Origin of the sequence: Humisphaera borealis (assembly GCF_015169395.1) — a bacterium.
In the GTDB taxonomy this organism is placed as follows: Bacteria; Planctomycetota; Phycisphaerae; order Tepidisphaerales; family Tepidisphaeraceae; genus Humisphaera; species Humisphaera borealis.
Genome location: NZ_CP063458.1, coordinates 5,668,835 through 5,686,072, shown reverse-complemented (window position 1 = coordinate 5,686,072; position 17,238 = coordinate 5,668,835). Strand labels below are relative to the sequence as shown.

Below are 17,238 nucleotides of genomic sequence, written 5' to 3'. Positions count from 1 at the left end.
GCAGAGAAGACGCTGGGAAAAACACTTTGGCGGTTAGTTGACCGCTCGGCACTCGGCAGATCCGAATCAGCAAGTTCATCCCGGCTCGGCGGCACCTGGCATCTTCCGCCTTTCGGCGGGGATGGGCGGGGGCGTGTTCGTGGCCCGCTCGGCGGTTGCCGGCGACTTGGTCGGGCCGGTGGTGGTCCGTTCGCCGGGTTGTGCCGCGGCGGCGGGTTTCTCGGCGAACTTGGCCTGCAGCTCCGCCAGGACGTCATTCGCGCCCATGCTCAGTTCCGAGCCGACCACGCTCACGGAATCGGCCTGCTCGTTGAGCTGGTCGAGCGTCGCCATGCCGACATCGACTTCTTCCGACGCCGTCGCCACGCTTTCCAGCGATTCCAGCTTCTCCTTGGAGAGGTGCGATTCCATCTCCAGGTTGTGCACACCGGTTTCGATGATGTTGATCTTCTTGTCGATCGTCGAGACGAGCTGCTGTATTCGTTCGACACGCTTGCGGAGCTGGCTGATTTCGGTCGCGATGCGCTTCTGTGCCAGTGGCGTGGCCTCGGGGAACTGCTTGGTCAGCTCCTGCTCCTTCTTCTCGACCAGCTCGATCTCGGTGTACGCCTTGTCGCGCTGCTGGCCGAGCAGGGCTTTTTCCTGTGCCAGGCGGGTGACCTTCTTATCACGGCTTTCCTCGCCGCGACCGAAGATGCCTTTGACTTTTTCCCAGAACGGCATGTTCTCTCCAATGGCGTCGGCCGGGGCCGACATTCCCGCTCGGTATAGCACCAGTTTGCCTTCAAAGGTGCCCGTCGCCAAGCCCGGGTTCTTCTGGGCATGTTCGCGGAGCACCTCTTCCACCAGAGTCTGGGGAAGATGTAACCGCTCGGACACCTTCTCGGCTGACACGCCGCCGGTGAAAAGGTCTGCCCCGGCGTCAATCTCCTGTCGGACGCGTTCCTGCTTCTGACTGAGTGTTTCGGGGTCGAGCTGGCTGGCGAGGTCCTCGTAGCCGGGTGGGGCATGGATGGTCCAGCCGCCGGCGTCGTTGATCTCGGCAAGGATGACAGGCCCGCCGGGTCGGCGTTCGGCCAGGCCAAGGGCATCGCCGGCAAAGCCACTAGTACTCACCAGCACGACCGTCTGCGGCACGCCACCCAACGAAGGCGGCATCGACTGCAACGCCCTGGCGACTTCGTCGCGGTTCAGGGGGCGGGCGGGCTCACCTTTGAGAAGGGATTCGTTCGGCGACAAGGTCACCACCCGCATCCGCCCCGCCGCCTGTTTACCGCCAAAGATCGTTTTGCTCGACAATGTGATGTCGAGCGTCATCCCCGATGGCATTTTCCGCTGCAGCTCCCGGTCGAACAGGCCCAACTCGATCATTTTCTGCTTGACGCCGATCGCATTGTCGCCGGGCGTGACGTCGCGGTAGTAACCGACGACCGACTTACGGCCGGCATTGGTATCAAGGGTGCATCGCTCGTCCTCCAGGATCTTCTGGGCTCGGGCGACGAACTGCTGCTGTCGCTGGCGGTGGACGCTGGGATCGGGAGTGTCGCGCATGGTGTAAGGCTTTGTCCGAAAGCAAAGTATACACAACGTCCCGGACGTTCGCAGGATTCATGCCCTTAGCAGTCGCACGAAGGATTGTAACGGCGATCTCTGCCGCCCTAGCGGGATTCAGAAGAAGGTTTCCGGCGAAGCGACCCCCGGGTCGGACGATCGCAGTGCCTCTTCGATCAGACGGTCCAGCCGGCCATCGGCGAGGTCGATCGGCTGGCCGCGCATGATGGCAGCTGTTCTTCCGTCGAACCCCCCAATCACGGTAACGCCATGCCGGGCGCAGACCTCGGCCAATTCCTTGAGAAAACGTTCAACATCGGAGGATGCAAGCATGGCAGATTCCTCAACGGGCTTTGTTTTGAATCATGGGTGCGACGAGCGCGGGTCTTCATGTCTATCTAAACCCCGCCTGAATGATTTTGCTACATCTTTTGGCGACAGCTGAGGGAATCCGGTTATCCTTCGGCCAACCTGCCTGCGCCTCAGGATGACTGTCATGCAACAACGTACCGCTGAGAAAGAGTTCCAGCTCCCGTCAACCCCCATGCGCGTTCCCCTGCCGCTCGGTAACGATGCCCTGGCGCTGCAGGAAAGTTTCATCGATCACCTGCAATACACCCTCGCCGAGCTCCCCAAGCACATTGACAGCGAGTGGGAGCCCTACGTGGCGCTCGTGCTGGCGGTGCGGGATCGCATGATCGAGCGCTGGATCAAGACACAGGACGCGTACTACGAACAGGACGCCAAGCGTGTGTATTACATGTCCCTGGAGTTCCTGATGGGCCGCACCATGGGTAACAGCCTGGTGAACATGGGGCTGCTGGACCAGACCACCAAGGCGCTGCATCAGCTGGGCTACAAGCTGGAGGAACTCCGCGACGCCGAGTGGGATGCCGGCCTTGGCAACGGCGGCCTTGGCAGGCTTGCGGCGTGCTTTCTGGATTCCATGGCGACGATGGGATATCCGTCCTACGGCTATGGCATCCGCTATGACTACGGCATCTTCCACCAGCGGATTGTCAACGGCCAGCAGGTCGAGACGCCCGACGCCTGGCTCCGCTACGGCAACCCCTGGGAGATCGCCCGTTCCGGCGACAAGTTCACCGTCAACTTCAACGGCCGGGTCAACACCTATGTCGATGGTAACGGCAAACTGACCAACGAATGGGTCGACACACGCGCCGTTCTGGCGACACCCTACGACACGCCGATCCCCGGCTTTGGCGGGAAGACCGTCAACACGCTTCGGCTCTGGAGCGCCAAGGCCGTCAACGACTTCAACTTCGAGGACTTCAATGAGGGGGACTACGTCCGCTCGGTCGAGAAGCGGGCGCAGTCCGAGAGCATCAGCCGGGTGCTTTACCCCAATGACAACACCCTGCGCGGCAAGGAACTGCGGCTGGCCCAGGAGTATTTCTTCTGCGCCGCCACGCTCCAGGACGTCATTCGGCGTTACAAGAAGCGATATCACATGTATGACGAGCCGCGCGGCCTCAAGACCTTCGACCGCTTCGCTGAAAAAACCGCGATCCAGCTCAACGACACACATCCGGCGCTGGCCATCCCCGAGTTGATGCGGATCCTGATCGACCTCGAAGGGCTGGGCTGGGAAGAGGCGTGGGACATCACCACCAACACCTTTGCCTATACCAATCACACCGTCATGCCGGAAGCGCTTGAGCGCTGGCCCGTGGCGATGATGGCGTACCTGCTTCCCAGGCACCTGCAAATCATCCTGGAAATCAATTCGAGGTTCCTGGCCCTGGTCCGCGAGCGGTTCCCGGGCGATGACGCGCGTCTGAGCCGCATGTCGATCATCGAGGAAGGCTCCGAGCAGCGCGTCCGTATGGCCACGCTGGCGATGGTCGGCAGCCACAGCGTCAATGGCGTCGCCGCCTTGCACACCGACATCCTCAAGGCCGAACTATTCCGCGATTTCTATGAAATGTGGCCGGACAAGTTCAGCAATAAGACCAACGGCGTGACCCAGCGGCGGTGGCTGCTCAAGTGCAACCCGGGTTTGGCAAATCTGATCTCCGGCGTCGCCGGTCGGGGTTGGATTACCGACCTCTTTGAGCTTCGCAAGCTCGAACCGCTCGCCGAAGACCCCGCATTCCAGGAGAAGTGGCGGGCGGTGAAGCGCGTGAACAAGCTCCTGCTCGCCCGGCTGATTCAGTCCAAGTACCGCAAGCAAGGAAAGCAGATCACGCTCAACCCGGACTCGCTGTTCGATTGCCAGGTCAAGCGAATGCACGAGTACAAGCGGCAACTGCTCAATGTGCTTCACGTCATCACGCTCTACAACCAGATCAAGGACAATCCCAACGCAGACCACACGCCCCGCACGGTGATTTTCGGCGGCAAGGCCGCCCCGGGCTACTACACCGCGAAGCTCATCATCCGACTGATCAACGCCGTGGGCGATGTCGTGAACAACGATCCCGTGGTGGGCGACCGCTTGAAGGTCGCGTTCATGCCGGACTACCGAGTGTCGCTCGCCGAGGTCATCTTCCCGGCGTCGGACCTCTCGGAGCAAATCTCAACCGCCGGCACCGAAGCGTCGGGCACCGGTAACATGAAGTTCGCGCTCAACGGCGCGCTGACCATCGGCACGATGGACGGTGCCAACATCGAGATTCGCGAAGAGGTCGGCGACGACAACATTTTCATCTTCGGCCTCACCGCCGAGCAGGTGAACGAAGTCAAGCAGCACTACAACCCCTGGGATTACTACAACAGCAACGGGCAGCTCAAGCGCGTCCTCGACATGATCGGCAGCGGCTATTTCAGCGGCGGCGACGCGACGGTGTTCGCGCCAATTGTTGACTCGCTTCTTTACGGCGGCGACCGGTACCTGCTCCTGGCCGACTATGCGTCTTATATCGAGTGCCAGCAGCGTGTTTCGCAGATGTATCGTGACCCCCACGAGTGGACCAAGCGCTCGATTCTAAATGTCGCGCGGATGGGCAAGTTCTCCAGTGACCGCGTTATCAAGCAGTACGCCGAGGAGATCTGGAACGCCGTGCCGGTGGACGTTCGTTAGGACCAGGGCCTTCCAGGTGTCGGTAATCTTCGGCGTCTTCCGCAGCCGGCGGAGCCCTGCAGAGTTCGAGGACTGTGCAGGGGGACGCTTTATTGCGCCCGTGCTGGCAAGCCTGCCAATCGACTCCATCCGGCCGCGCCGGCTGCGAAGACCGTTCAGGCAATTCCGTCGGCATATTCGTTATCGCTTTCTGCCGATCGCCCCAATTCACCCCGATAACGCTTTGCCCGCGCTGCCGACGAATCGGAAACTCACTTTCGACCGTGTGCCAGTTCCTTCAACCGAAGGCCCTTTCCCAGGCCCTTCATGACAGGTGTTCCATGCGTCACGGCTCGTTCATGGCGGCTCGATCCAGGCGGTCTCTTCAGCGTTGCGGCTTCACGCTGATCGAAATCCTCATCGTCGTCATCATCCTCGGGATTCTGGCGAGCATCGTCATCCCGCAGTTCGCCAAGGCATCGGGAGATTCCTCAAACGCGACTTTCGTCCACGACCTCAAGCTCATCGCGCGGCTGATCGTCGTCCAGCAGCATCAGAGTGGCCATTGGCCCGTCGACCAGACGCCCGGTGTTTTCCCACCCGAGATGGCGGGAAAAATCGACCCCGGCGACTGGATGAAAGGTACGCCCATCGGCGGGAAGTGGGACTATGACGCAGGTGTTTTCGGCGTCATCGCCGGCGTGAGTGTCGAGCTACCAGACCGAACCCCCGCACAAATGCTGGAGATCGATCGCATGATCGACGACGGCGACCTGACCACCGGTGCTTTCCGCCAACGAACCAACGGCTATATGTACGTGCTCATGGAGTAGCGCTTGCCGGCGGATCGATCGACTTCAGCAGCTTCTTGAGCGATTCCGACTCCGAGCCATTGCCGGCTTTAGACTTGGCCTCGGCTTCGGCGATCGACATGACGCCTTTGTTCTTCAACGCGGTCGCCCTGGCGATTTTGACTTCGGCTTCGTTGAAGGTCGTTCCCGTCGTTCCCGAGGCGAGAAGGTTGGTGCGATCCTGACGGTGCGGCAAACCCAGGGCGTGGCCGATCTCGTGGGATGTCACACGCGGGATCGGCTCGTCAATGCCCCCTTCCACCTTCCGGAGCGACGCCGTCTCTTTCACGAAGCAGAGGTTCTGCCCAATATAAACCCCGTTTGGCGGCAACTCGTGGACGTAGTAGACGTGGATTCCCGGCAGATCCCGCGTCGTCGGGTTTGCGATCATCCGGTACAGCCCGAGGCTCCCTCCGAGGGCTTTTGCCCGGACCTTGTCGAACTTCTCAACCTCGAACGGTGATTCTCGGTGGATGGGTTGCACGTGAAACTGCACTCCCGCCATCCGCCAAACCTTGTTCACCTTTCCCAGGATGCGAGCGAGATCGGCGTCGGTCAGTTTGCAATCCAGGTCCGGGCGGTCCTTGTCTGACAGGACGTGCATGTGAAGCGGCAGAATAAGAATCTGGTCGCGTGGCGGCGGCTCGGTGACCTCGGGTGATTTTGCCGGCCCAGTTGCCGACCTTGTCGCCGGATTGCCAGAAGGTTGAAGACGCTCCTCGCTTTTGAGGTCCGCAGAAAGCGTTTGAGACGCCCAGGCCAGAATCAAGGCGACGGGAAGCGAAAGCATGCGACGGTTCGGCATGGGCGAAGAGTGTCGCATCGGACTCGATCCGACACAATCAGGAAGTTTGGCGTCGTTGCCGGCGGGTGTGGCCATTCTTCCGGGCGGCCATTTTGGTGCGGGCTTTCAGCCTGCATTTCCGCTGCACAAACATCGTTTGTTCCATACCGCCCGGAAAAATGGTCACGCCCGTTGCCGGCGGCGGAGTGCGAGTATTGTCGCCGAGGCCAGAAGGGACAAGGTCGCTGCCGGCTCCGGAATCGCCGTCGCCGGGAGTGACCTTGCCGTCGGGTCGCTGAACGCCGACGGTGTGCTCACGGTCGGGGTGATGAAGTTGAGCTTTCGCTGGAATCCCGCCTGCGTGATGGTTTTGTCGATCCAACCTTTGTAGCTGGAAACACGGGTGTGTCCGGTGAGATCGCCGTAGTCGGAGTCGTCGCGTTCGTCGAAGATTTCGCCGAAGGAATGGATGCCGGCAAGTAGTGGACCGGACAGGTCGTTGGGATCGTCGATGAACACGCCCCCGCCGCTGTCGCCGCGGGATATCAGGTACTCCAGGTCGGTCGGAAGCTCGGATCCCATTCGGCTTTCCAGCGGATTCGAAGGGGAGTCGAAATCAACGGCGAAGGTTCGCGCGGTGGACGGCAGTTTCTCGATGACTTTTAGAAAGCCCTTGTTGTCGCGCTTGAGCTGACCATCGACGATGTTGGTGCCTGCCCGCTTGAGCCGGTCGTCGGTGATGTCGCCCGTCAGCCCGTTGCCGGTGCGGCCGAAGCCGACGAACGTGGCGAGCGACGTGCGTTCCTTCCGCTTACGGTAGATCTGGGCGGGGACCACATCGGAGACCGCTTGCGACAACTGCACCAGCGCCAGGTCGTAGCCCGTGATCAGGTTGCCGGTGTACTTGGGGTGGCTCACCCATCGGTTGGCCACGTAGGTCTGACCGCCGACGGTAAAGTTGATTGCGCGGCCCCCTTCAACGACATGGGCGGCGGTAAGCACCCAATCCGGAGCGACGAGGGTTGCCGAGCCGACAGCGGGCTGGCCTTCTTCAAAAACGCTGACTTGGAGGAGGCCGACGGATTGATAGGCGGGATCGGATGCCAGGCTCGTGTAGAGGGCCGGGTCGCGGTCGTCGCGAATGGTGCCCGCGTCGACGGCATGGCTCGCCAGAGCGATGACGGCCGTTGATAGCCACCAGCCGAGTCGCAACGGTGATAGATGCACGCAGACACTCCGGACCGCACCGACGGCGCTTAAGACGGGAAACACAGTTGCGGGCGGTTCCTCCGACGCCGCCCGACAGGGCACAGCGCGTGGCCTGCAGGCGCGGGCAACGCAGCTTAACAAGTACCCCATTAATGGTGGTGCGTCCACCAAGGCGGTGGATTTCGACGACGATTGCAGCGGGCAACATATCGCAAGATGGTGGCCAACCACCGTTGCCGGCCACGGTTGGGGTCACGTCCTGACCGATTTGCCGCCCCTGGCCTGCCGAAAGGCGACGAACCCCAGTGTCAGTCCTGTCGCGAGTGCCATCGAAGGCAGCGGAACGGCTTTTGGATCGTCATAGACCAGCGAACCGGAGACCCTTGCGTTGCCCAGTTGTGTGTACGGAATCGGGCGTGTCGGGTCGTCCTCGGGGATGATCTCGTCGGGGACAGTTTTGTCCCTTGGAGGGGTCGCGTAAACGGTGTAGGCGGCCTGGGCGCTTGCCGGCACGCCTTGCTTGTATTCGAACACGAGCGCGTGGGTGTCGTTGATGCTGGTCTTGCCGTCCTCGGCGACCGTGATGTATCCGGGCAGGTTCGCAATGACGCTCCCGCCGCCCGCACCCGGCGATGGGCTGCCCAGCGAAGACGGCACGTCTCGACGATCGAAGAAAATCTGGACGAAACCGTCCTCGCGGAACGGAACGCCGGTCGGCGTGCCGGAAGTGATTCCGAGGAAGGAGTCGATCGGGATCAGGTCGATCGCAAGCCCCCCTGTCTCGGAGCGGATGCCAACAAGGCCACCCGTAATCATGAAATCGCCCGGATCGATGGCGGAGACGAGGGTCACCAAGCTCGGATCATACGCAACGCTGGCGGACCCCCCGAGGATGCCTTCAGGGTCGATGATCAGTTGCTGCCTTCGGACCACCTTATTGCTCGACAGTCGCGCGGTGTAGCGCGGCCTCGAGATTCCGGCCTGCAACGCCAGTGCGCCCTGGCAATCCGGGCCTGCGACGACGAATGTCGACAGGGTGGCGACGAACAGGAACGAGAGTCTGCTTCGGGTCATCATGTTCACTCAAGTTGGACCGCGCGGATGGGGCATATCAATGACCCCGGGCGAGGGCCACCAGTGTAGCTTCTCCATGCCTATTGGAAGAACGGATTTCGTTGGCCCGGCGGCCCATTGCGTGGTGCGCCTGTTACTTCGCTCAAGTTTGCCGGTTGTAACGGGCATAGGGTAAGCTCTCTGGCGGATCACGGTTGGTCGCCAGCCCGCCATCCCGAACCATATTGAAGACAAGGAGTTACCGTGCCCAAAGTACTGATTCCCATCGGGGATGCCACCGAAGTGCTCGACACCCTCTATCCCTACTACCGCCTGCCGGAGGACGGATTTGAGGCGATCATCGCGGGGCCCGAGGCGCGGCAGTACCACGGCGTGATGCACGAGATTCCGCCGGGCGAAAACATCCCCTGGGATATCACCCGAGAACAGCCTGCCTACCACGTCAAGGCGAGCGTCGCGTTCCGCGATGTGAACCCCGCCGATTACGCGGGGCTGTTCATCTCCGGCGGGCGCGCCCCGGAATACCTTCGCTACGATCAGGACCTGCTGCGAATCACCCGGCACTTCTTCGAGAAGAACAAACCCGTCGCGATCGTCTGTCACGGCGTTGAAATCGCCGCCGCCGCCGGTTGTCTGAAGGGTCGCACGTCGACGACGGTCGCCAAGTGCGCGCTCGACATCACGAGCTTTGGCGGAACCTACCGGGGCGATCCGATCGTGATCGACGGCAACATGGTCAGCGGCCGAACCTGGCACGACAACACGGAACTGATGAAGCAGTTCATCAAGATGTTAAAAGCAGCGATCTGAGGCAAAGCGCTGATGTGTAGGGTCCGCCTTGGCGGACGCAAAGGTGTGACGCGACTGAAGCTGTGGCGCGTTCGCCAAGGCGGGCCCTGCATCCCACATCCCAACCGGAGCGATTCACATGCCCGCCGCCCTTCCGCGGAAGTCCCGCGAGCTCCACAACCACCATTTCGATTCCACGATCTGGAACGACCTGAAGTTTCGCAACGACGACATCGTCATCGGCACGTATGCCAAGAGCGGCACGACCTGGATGCAGCAGATCATCGCCCAGATGCTGCTCGGCCCTGATCCCGAGCTGGCCGTCGCGGACATGTCGCCGTGGGTGGACCTTCGCGTCCCGCCGAAGGAAGTAAAACTGCCGATGATCGAGGCGCAGACGCATCGGCGTTTCCTCAAGACGCACCTGCCGGTCGACGCGCTGGTCTTCTCGCCGAAGGCCAAGTACATCTACATCGGCCGTGACGGGCGCGACGTCGTCTGGAGCATGTACAACCACCACGCCAACGCCAACCAGATGTGGTACGACGCGCTGAACCTGACTCCCGGCCGCGTCGGCCCGCCGATCGAGCGACCGCCGGCGGATATCGTTCAGTACTGGCGCGACTGGATGGCGAAGGACGGGCACCCGTTCTGGCCGTTCTGGGAGAACATCAGAACGTGGTGGGAGATCCGCGAACTTCCGAATGTGCTGCTCGTTCACTTTTCCGATCTGAAACGCGACATGGCCGGGCAGATGCGGAAGATCGCCGCCTTCCTGAACATTCCCGTCAACGAAGACCGTTTTCCCGAAATCCGTGAATACTGTTCGTTCAACTGGATGAAGCAGAACGCGACCAAGAGCGTTCCACTGGGCGGTGCGTTCTGGGATGCCGGTGCAGAGGTGTTTATCAATAAGGGCGAAAACCGCCGGTGGGCGGACGTGTTACCCGAGGCTGAGTCGCGCAAGTATGAAGCGAAGGCGGTTGAAGAACTGGGGGCGGAATGTGCACGTTGGCTCTCCCAGGGATCGCACGTGTAGGGTCCGCCTTGGCGGACGCGGAGATACCGAACGACTGCTTCTGTCGAGGCCCCGCGTCCGCCAAGGCGGACCCTACTGCATCCGGCACGTCGATCCTGTCGCGCCTGGCAAGGGGACCCTGCCGCGACCGCCAAGGCGGACCCTACTTTTCTTTGGCTATGCCGGTTCCAGGTCCACATCACAGTTGATCTGATCGCAGAGCGCCTCCAGATCCGCCCGGATCTTGCGAACGGGAACGCCGGCGGGGAGCGTGATCAGCAAGTCCATCGTGAACAGAGGCGTGCCGGCGAAGGCGGCGGATTCCTGGCGGGTCGAGAGGTCCTCGATGTTCACGCCGTGCGACCGCAGCAGGTCGGTCACGCGATGAACGATGCCGGGTTGGTCCGACGAGTAAGTCTTGAGCCGATACGGCACGCCGCCGGCCGTCCTCGCCTGCCCGTACTGGGGAGCGATGAAAAGCTTGAGCCCCATCGACTCTGCAGATTGGGGGAGGCTGTCTGCGAGAGCCGCTCCGTCGGTTTCGGCGGCTTCCAACAAGAGCACGATTGCGAACTGGCCCCTGAGGTTGACCATTCGCGAATCCAGCAGGTTGGCCTTTCCCGCGTGCAGATGTCCCGTCAGTTCTCCCACCAGGCCCGGACGATCGGGCCCGACCGCCGTTACAATCCACTGCTTCATGGCTGGATCTCCTTTTGTCGTCGAACCTAGCGGACTGGCGGGACGGACGCAAACTGCCGGCAGCTGTTCTCTTGCACCAAAATCGCCTTGACGCAGAATGACGCATCAGGCCATTCAATTTTGAACGTGAAGGAGGAATGAACATGTCGCAAACGCACCTGCCTGCGCCCGGCGGTCGCCCGAAGTCGTCCGCGTTGTTGATCGGGGTGGCAATTGGCGTGCTGGTCATCGCCGGCGCGGGCGTCATCTGGATGATGATGCTGAACAAGCCCGCGCCCGTCGCAACGCAGCCGTCAGAGCCCGCCAAGCCAGTCGCTGTCGTTCTTGACGGGCCTGCGATCGAAGCCGACGCAACCGCACTCATCAATCTCTTCAAAGACAAGCAGGAAGAGGCCGAGGCAAAGTACAACGGCAAAGTCGTCGACGTAACGGGCTCGATCAGCGCGAAACTGGACGGAAATCTCGACGGCACGCGGGCAATCGCGCTCGAGGGCGGAGTCCAGCGTTTTGCCGGGGTCCGGTGCGTCTTGAAGGAGGCGAACTATTTCCAGTTGGCCGACCTGGAGAGAGGCGAGACCGTCACCATTCGGGGGCGTTGCGAGGGCTTGACGACCGATGTCGTCCTTCGAGATTGCGCGGTGATCCGAAAAGTTCCCTGAGTTGACGAAAACGCCACGCAACAAGTGGCGCGGGGATTGCTTGGGCGGTAAAGCGGTTGACCACCATTGACCGCAACTGCCTGACAGTTCTACACTCGTAGCGGTTCAGGGATACCCATCAACTCTTTGGAAGGAGATCGCTCATGCGATTCGTGCTCGTCACTGCCGTTGCCCTTGCTGCAGGCTCGTTCGTCGGTTGCAAGGAAGAACCCAAGGTCAGCCCGACCACTGCGGCAACCAACCAGCCTTCGATGGCTGACAAGCTGAAGGACGACGCCGCCAAGGCCGCCGAGAAGGCCAAGGAAGGTGCGGCAGCGCTCGGCGACAAGGCCAAGGAAGGTGCCGAGAAGGTCAAGGAAGGAACCGAGAAGGCCCTGGATAAGACCAAGGAAGGCGCAGAGAAAGTCGGCGGCGATATCAAGGACGCCGTAAAGGGGACCACCGAAGGGACTGCCGACAAGGGCCTGATGGCCAAGGTCCAGGAGGAAGCCACCAAGTACTACGACCAGGCGATGGAAGCCATCAAGAAGAAGGATTTCAGCGCGGCGGATTCGGCCGTCGCGAACCTCGACAAGATCAAAGGCCAGCTCTCCCCGGAGTGGCAAAGCAAAGTCGATACGCTCAAGGCGACGCTGGAGCAGGCCAAGAAGGCCGGCGCGATCAAGATCCCGGGCGTGACCGAGTAAACCGGAATCGCGCAGCAATGCTATACGGCCACGCCACGACGTCTCGTGGCGTGGCCGTTGTCTTTGATGATCGTCAACGGGGCGACGTCGGCTCGGGACAGGGCGACTCGGTCTTCTGGTTGTAATCGAACTGCTCGTCCCAGACCTTGTCCATCCGGCGTAGTGCCTCCATTGGCGAAGCAGCGACGAGCCGGTCGGATTCGTTGCAGGCGAGCAGTTGAAATCGCTTAAGCTTCGCGACGGCATCATCGGCCTCGAAGTCCACGTCGATCCCGAAGTGCTGCTTCAGCCATGCTTCCGCCGCTGCGTCGAGTTCGTCCACGGTCCATCCGCCGGCCGGCGCGTGGTGGGCGAGCAGGTAGTAGCTCAGCAGCGTTTCGCGACACTCCTGCTCTTCGGCCTCATCCAGGATCCTGAAGAATACGCCGGCGTTGTTGTCCAGATTGAGGAAGTACAGATTCTGGGCGAGCGTCAGCATGTACTTCTGCTTGGTCTGCATGTACCCGTAGAACGAACGGACGCTATACCCGACCGCGCCGGTGGCGATGCCGATCATCGCCGACGTGCTCGTCGCTCCCGCGATCAGCCCGACCAGCGGCCCGGCCATTTTGTAGCCCGTCATTCCGATCCCGGTGCTGAGCGAAAAGCCCAGCTTAATCCGGTCGAAAAGCGACATGTTGACCCGCGTGCCAGGCAGGAGCATCTCCAGGTCGAGCTTGGGAATGTCCTTGAACGCCTTGATGTGGACGGTGTTGGTATCGACGTCTTCCGGCACAAGTTCGCCGGTCTTGATTCGCAGCAGCACGACCAGGCGGGTATAGAGCTCGACCGGAACCTTAATGCCCTTCCGCAGGCCGAACCATCTGCGCGGCGTACGCTTCAATCGTGTCTGTTCGCCGCGGTAGTAGACCTCAAGGCGGTCGAAGAGGTCGAAGTCGACCGAGAGATTGATGCCCCAGTGACTCGCCTGCTGCATCGCGGACTCAAGGTCCGCTCGCGTGAGCTTGGTGAAGTTGGCCCGGCACATCAGCGCGGAAAGCCGCGCGACTAGCTCATCGAGCAGTTCATCCTTTCTTTCGGCATCGAGCGCCGTGACCTTGCGCGTGTCGGCGTCAGGATCGAACGGGCCATAGGCGATCTTCAATCGCTCCAACTCGCGGTGGTATTCGAAGTGCAGGGTGGAGACCAGCATCTCTTCGACTTTGCGGAGCTCGTTTGCGGCGGATTCTGAGATCTGATCGCACGCCTTCTGGAGGAGGTCGACCCGGCGGATCGGAATGAAGTGTTCGCGCGGAACCTTCGTGGGCGTTGCCTGGGCGGTGTCCTTTTTCGTGGGCATGGCTCGAATCTCCCCGTCACGCAACTGCCTGGGTATTGCCCGCCGACAGACGATCGACCGGCGGCGTTGCCGAAGCCGGCTGCTCCCAAATTGCCACCCATCGATCCCACTCGATTGCCTGCTCGCGGAAAAGGAGATCCTTCCGATGGAGGACCGGCAGGTCGCTCACATCGGCGTCCTTGCGGCGATGTGGCTCCATTCGGCTCTCGTACAGCTCATACGCCGCTTCACTGGCAGGTTGCTTTGCCGTCCGAACAACGAGCTGCTTGGGTCGGATGTCCCATGCGACGGCGTGATCCCGGAGCAGCTTGTCGACCTCTTCGCGGACAAGATCCACCGCCGACATTCGATAGAACCCCTCCAGCATCTGCTCGAAAACTCGCGCCGCTTCGGGTGAGAGATCGCTGATCCAGCCTCGATCCGGTATCTCCGCGATGACCCAGCCGCCGACCTGCTCGAACTCGATCCGCACGAGCTCGCCGCTCGAAGGCGTTGCAGCACCGCTCGTCGCGATCGGGCGTTCGAGCAAAAGCACGATGCGCGTAACGCCGAGCTTGGTTCCGGCCAGTTCGACAGGATTGTCGCGGAAACAGCGATGCCGATTGACCAGTGCAAGGAAGTAACGATCGACGAACTGCCGTACGGCCTCATCGACGTGCTCTATCGCTTCCAGGTGCTTGTGCACGGGCAAGGGGAACTCGGCTCCCTCGATCCGTTCGGCCGAGTCGGCGCTGCGGTGCGCCTTGCGGAGCTTCGCGAACGCCTTGGGGAGCGTGCCGGAGTGAAATCCGGGGCGAAGCAATTGCGCAACGGATTCACCGTGACTGCCGAAGCGGGCCGGCTGGAGTGTTGTGGGGCGGTTGGCCCGGTAGAGCTTCCAGTTCTCGCGCAGCTCCCAGGCGAGAAAGCCGAAGATGCCGGGGATGCCCCAGACGATCGTCGCCGCGGTCGCGTCGGCGGTGGCTTTGCTGGCACCGAATAGCCAGACGATGATTCCCCCCAATGGCGACGGCTCTGTGCCGCCGGGAATCGCCAGCGGCAGCAGCAGCTTGTGCGAGACGGTAACGACGGGAAAGTGCTTGATCGGGTTGACCTGTGGCTCGACGAGCAGCGTAAGCGCGAAGCGGAATACGTAAGCGACATAGAACCAGATCACGCCCAGAACCGCCTTGATCACCAGCGACGAGCGTCCCCCGCCGTCTCGAAAGCGAAGCCATTCGTCGACCGCATAGAGCATGCGGTTGATCCCTTCCATCATCCGCTCGAAAAATCGCAGGATGCCCCGGAAGAACGCCATGATCTTGTCGGCGGTGAATCTCACCCAGCCGATCCGTAGCGCATGGTAGAAACTTTCCTCCGCCGCCCGGCCCGGCGGGGAGTTCACGACCAGATTGACCAGGAGGAAGATCGCCGCGAACGTTACGACCTGCACGACGGCTGTCGCATCGTGCGGCAGGATCCACCACGCGATCAGCACCAGCACCAGCGGCTTGAATCCGTAACGGAATGCCACGCGCAGCTTGCGGCTTCTCAGCACCCTCTGCACGAAAGGAAGCTTGAACAATCGGTCCGGCAGTTCGAAAAACAGCCAGCCCAGACTGCGGAAGAACTGGCCTGTAGCGGTGCCGACCGCCCGCCTGAAGGCCGGCCAGTTGATGATCAAAAAGAGGAACAGCGTGGTAGCCACCAGGGGCGCGAACATCCACGGGTTTGTGTAGACCGTCGCGGGATTGAAGTTCTGGGCGACGGCGGCTGCACCGGTGGGATCTTCGATGGGGTCCGGCGTCTTCCAGACCGGCAGCATGTGCGTATGGATATGGAAGACCTTGGTCAGCAGCGTTCCGACCGTGTGCTGCAACGCCTCCAGCAGCAGGTACGCCCCGGCGAGCGGCAGAATGATCGTCAGCGTCAGCAGTCGGCCGACGGGATTGGCGAACAGGATGGAAGAGAGCTTCTGGAACAGATAGCGGTAAATCTCGCCCCGTCGGTAGACGCCATCGAGCGCGTTGCCCAGCCTGTGGTCCAGTTTCATCAGCTGGTCATAGCCGACCCACTCGCCGACCGTGCGCAGATCGTGGCAGCGGACGGAATTGCGCGAGATCGCGTCACGTACGCCGCTGAACGTGAGGTAGCCGTCGTGAACGACGGCATCGATCAGCTCCTGCGTCATTCGCGCTCGACCCACCGTTTCGACGGTGTTCTGCGGGCGTAGGTCGACATCGTCCAAGGCCTTGTCCACCAGCGGAGTCAGATCGTGTCGAAGCTGGTGCTCGGCGCTGTGAAACGCATCGTGAAGGAGGTGCTCCAGGCGCTCTCGTTGAACGGTCGACAAGCGACATCGCGTCAGGCGATGGGCTGCAATCCGCAACCGTCGTGCCGCCAGCGCCAGCCGCTGCTGCGGCAGCGGCCGGTATAGCGGCCGGCGGCCCAGTTCCATGACCCACTCGACGACATTGACTGTGTAGATTTCCTTCTCGTGATCGATACAGACCCGCTGAAGGTCGTAGAGCAGTCGTCCCTCGGCGTTCCACCAGCCGCTGGATGCTGCGGCCAGAAGTGGACGCAAGGCCTCCTGCCAGTCGGACGTCGTCGCTTCATCGAGCCCCAATGCGGCGTTGAGCCGGGCGGCCAGGCGCTTGAGGTCCGGCAGCGCTGCCGTCGGCACCGAGCGCAGTCCGCCCTTGCCGCGATAGGCCTGCGCCCGAAGGATTGCTGCTCGAACGTCGTTTCCCCGGCTTGCTGCCACGTCGGCGGCGGCGATCTGGGAATCCCGCCTGGCCTTGGCCTCGCGCTTGTCCTTTGTGCGCTCGGTGCGGTCCCGGCGACCGGAGCCGAACCAGCCCAGGACACGCGACCAGACGCCGGGCCGACGGCCGGAGTCGAGAAGCTGGTACGGGGCGTGCCAGGGATCAGGAGCCCCCGGAGGACGAAGACTCTGGACCAGTTCCTTCGGAAGATCACCCTCGATAATCGCCGCCACTCGGTCCGCGTCTTCGATCGACGGGAATACGTGCGGCATCAATCGGGGGGTGAACTCCCGGGTCTCGATGAATGCGGCGGCAAACTTGGCGTAAACATCGACCGCTTCGGCAGAGGCGAGCAGTCGGCGTTCCCGAGTCAGGACCTGCCGGGCCTCATTGAACACGTCCTGCCCGACCGCATCGATCCTGCTCTGCACGGTCGATACCCCGTCGTCGATCGCTCTTCGCACCAACGCTTCGACCTTGGCACGCGCCAGAAGTCGCCAATATTCGAGCAGCGTTTTCGGAGCGGCTGGAGAATCGAGTTGATCGGCCTCCGGCCGTTCGAGCAGGATCAGGGTGGTGTCCCCTTGGCCGACGGCATCGCCTTCAAGGCCATCGGGCATGGGAAGATCGCGATCGCGGATGAACTGGTCGAGACGCGCACGACCGATAACAAGCAACTGCTCGTCGGGTACGGCCAGGCCGGCCGGTAGAATGTTCAGTTCGTGGGCAATGACGGCCTGCAACAGCCATGGAGGCGTAAGGACGAGGTCGGGCTCAACCGTCCTGAGTACTGCCTCCAAGGGCAACCGC

General features: G+C 61.8%; 14 protein-coding genes. 6 read left to right on the top strand and 8 right to left on the bottom strand.

All coding sequences use genetic code 11. From position 1 onward, the window contains the following. Positions 1-75 precede the first annotated feature (75 nt). Complete coding sequence (locus IPV69_RS21315) at positions 76-1,551, bottom strand: coiled-coil domain-containing protein (RefSeq protein WP_206291744.1); 1,476 nt, start codon at positions 1,549-1,551, stop codon at positions 76-78. A 117-nt stretch (positions 1,552-1,668) separates the two neighbouring features. Then, positions 1,669-1,884, bottom strand: a complete 216-nt coding sequence (locus tag IPV69_RS21310; RefSeq protein WP_206291743.1) for a hypothetical protein — start codon at positions 1,882-1,884, stop codon at positions 1,669-1,671. A 211-nt stretch (positions 1,885-2,095) separates the two neighbouring features. Between IPV69_RS21310 and IPV69_RS21305 the strand changes: the two genes are divergently transcribed. Beyond that, complete coding sequence (locus IPV69_RS21305) at positions 2,096-4,594, top strand: glycogen/starch/alpha-glucan phosphorylase (protein WP_390884426.1); 2,499 nt, start codon at positions 2,096-2,098, stop codon at positions 4,592-4,594. A gap of 320 nt (positions 4,595-4,914) precedes the next feature. Beyond that, on the top strand, positions 4,915-5,406 hold the full coding sequence (locus IPV69_RS21300; RefSeq protein WP_206291741.1) for a prepilin-type N-terminal cleavage/methylation domain-containing protein: 492 nt from the start codon (positions 4,915-4,917) through the stop codon (positions 5,404-5,406). Here IPV69_RS21300 and IPV69_RS21295 read toward each other — a convergent pair. The 3 genes from IPV69_RS21295 to IPV69_RS21285 form a co-directional block, all read right to left on the bottom strand. Beyond that, complete coding sequence (locus IPV69_RS21295) at positions 5,396-6,028, bottom strand: hypothetical protein (protein ID WP_206291740.1); 633 nt, start codon at positions 6,026-6,028, stop codon at positions 5,396-5,398. The genes IPV69_RS21300 and IPV69_RS21295 overlap by 11 nt on opposite strands. A 363-nt stretch (positions 6,029-6,391) precedes the next feature. Then, entirely contained in the window at positions 6,392-7,435 is a 1,044-nt protein-coding gene (locus IPV69_RS21290) for a S1 family peptidase (RefSeq protein ID WP_206291739.1), read from the bottom strand. A 234-nt stretch (positions 7,436-7,669) separates the two neighbouring features. Then, complete coding sequence (locus IPV69_RS21285) at positions 7,670-8,491, bottom strand: hypothetical protein (protein ID WP_206291738.1); 822 nt, start codon at positions 8,489-8,491, stop codon at positions 7,670-7,672. A gap of 243 nt (positions 8,492-8,734) precedes the next feature. On the opposite strand from IPV69_RS21285, the gene IPV69_RS21280 reads away from it, so the two are divergent. Together IPV69_RS21280 and IPV69_RS21275 are read left to right on the top strand one after the other, a co-directional pair. Then, positions 8,735-9,301, top strand: coding sequence for a DJ-1/PfpI family protein (locus tag IPV69_RS21280; protein WP_206291737.1), 567 nt, complete (start codon positions 8,735-8,737; stop codon positions 9,299-9,301). 118 nt (positions 9,302-9,419) lie between these two features. Continuing rightward, on the top strand, positions 9,420-10,319 hold the full coding sequence (locus tag IPV69_RS21275) for a sulfotransferase domain-containing protein (protein ID WP_206291736.1): 900 nt from the start codon (positions 9,420-9,422) through the stop codon (positions 10,317-10,319). 156 nt (positions 10,320-10,475) lie between these two features. On the opposite strand, the gene IPV69_RS21270 is transcribed toward IPV69_RS21275, so the two are convergent. Next, on the bottom strand, positions 10,476-10,997 hold the full coding sequence (locus IPV69_RS21270; protein WP_206291735.1) for a glycine cleavage system protein R: 522 nt from the start codon (positions 10,995-10,997) through the stop codon (positions 10,476-10,478). Between the two features lie 143 nt (positions 10,998-11,140). Between IPV69_RS21270 and IPV69_RS21265 the strand changes: the two genes are divergently transcribed. Together IPV69_RS21265 and IPV69_RS21260 are read left to right on the top strand one after the other, a co-directional pair. Beyond that, complete coding sequence (locus IPV69_RS21265) at positions 11,141-11,656, top strand: OB-fold protein (RefSeq protein WP_206291734.1); 516 nt, start codon at positions 11,141-11,143, stop codon at positions 11,654-11,656. 143 nt (positions 11,657-11,799) lie between these two features. Then, positions 11,800-12,342 (top strand): hypothetical protein, encoded by a 543-nt coding sequence (locus IPV69_RS21260; RefSeq protein ID WP_206291733.1) that lies wholly within the window; start codon positions 11,800-11,802, stop codon positions 12,340-12,342. Between the two features lie 73 nt (positions 12,343-12,415). Here the strand turns inward: IPV69_RS21260 and IPV69_RS21255 are convergent, their stop codons facing one another. Both IPV69_RS21255 and IPV69_RS21250 read right to left on the bottom strand, forming a co-directional pair. After that, positions 12,416-13,681, bottom strand: coding sequence for a TMEM143 family protein (locus IPV69_RS21255; RefSeq protein WP_206291732.1), 1,266 nt, complete (start codon positions 13,679-13,681; stop codon positions 12,416-12,418). Between the two features lie 16 nt (positions 13,682-13,697). After that, positions 13,698-17,228, bottom strand: a complete 3,531-nt coding sequence (locus IPV69_RS21250) for a hypothetical protein (protein ID WP_206291731.1) — start codon at positions 17,226-17,228, stop codon at positions 13,698-13,700. Positions 17,229-17,238 lie beyond the last annotated feature (10 nt).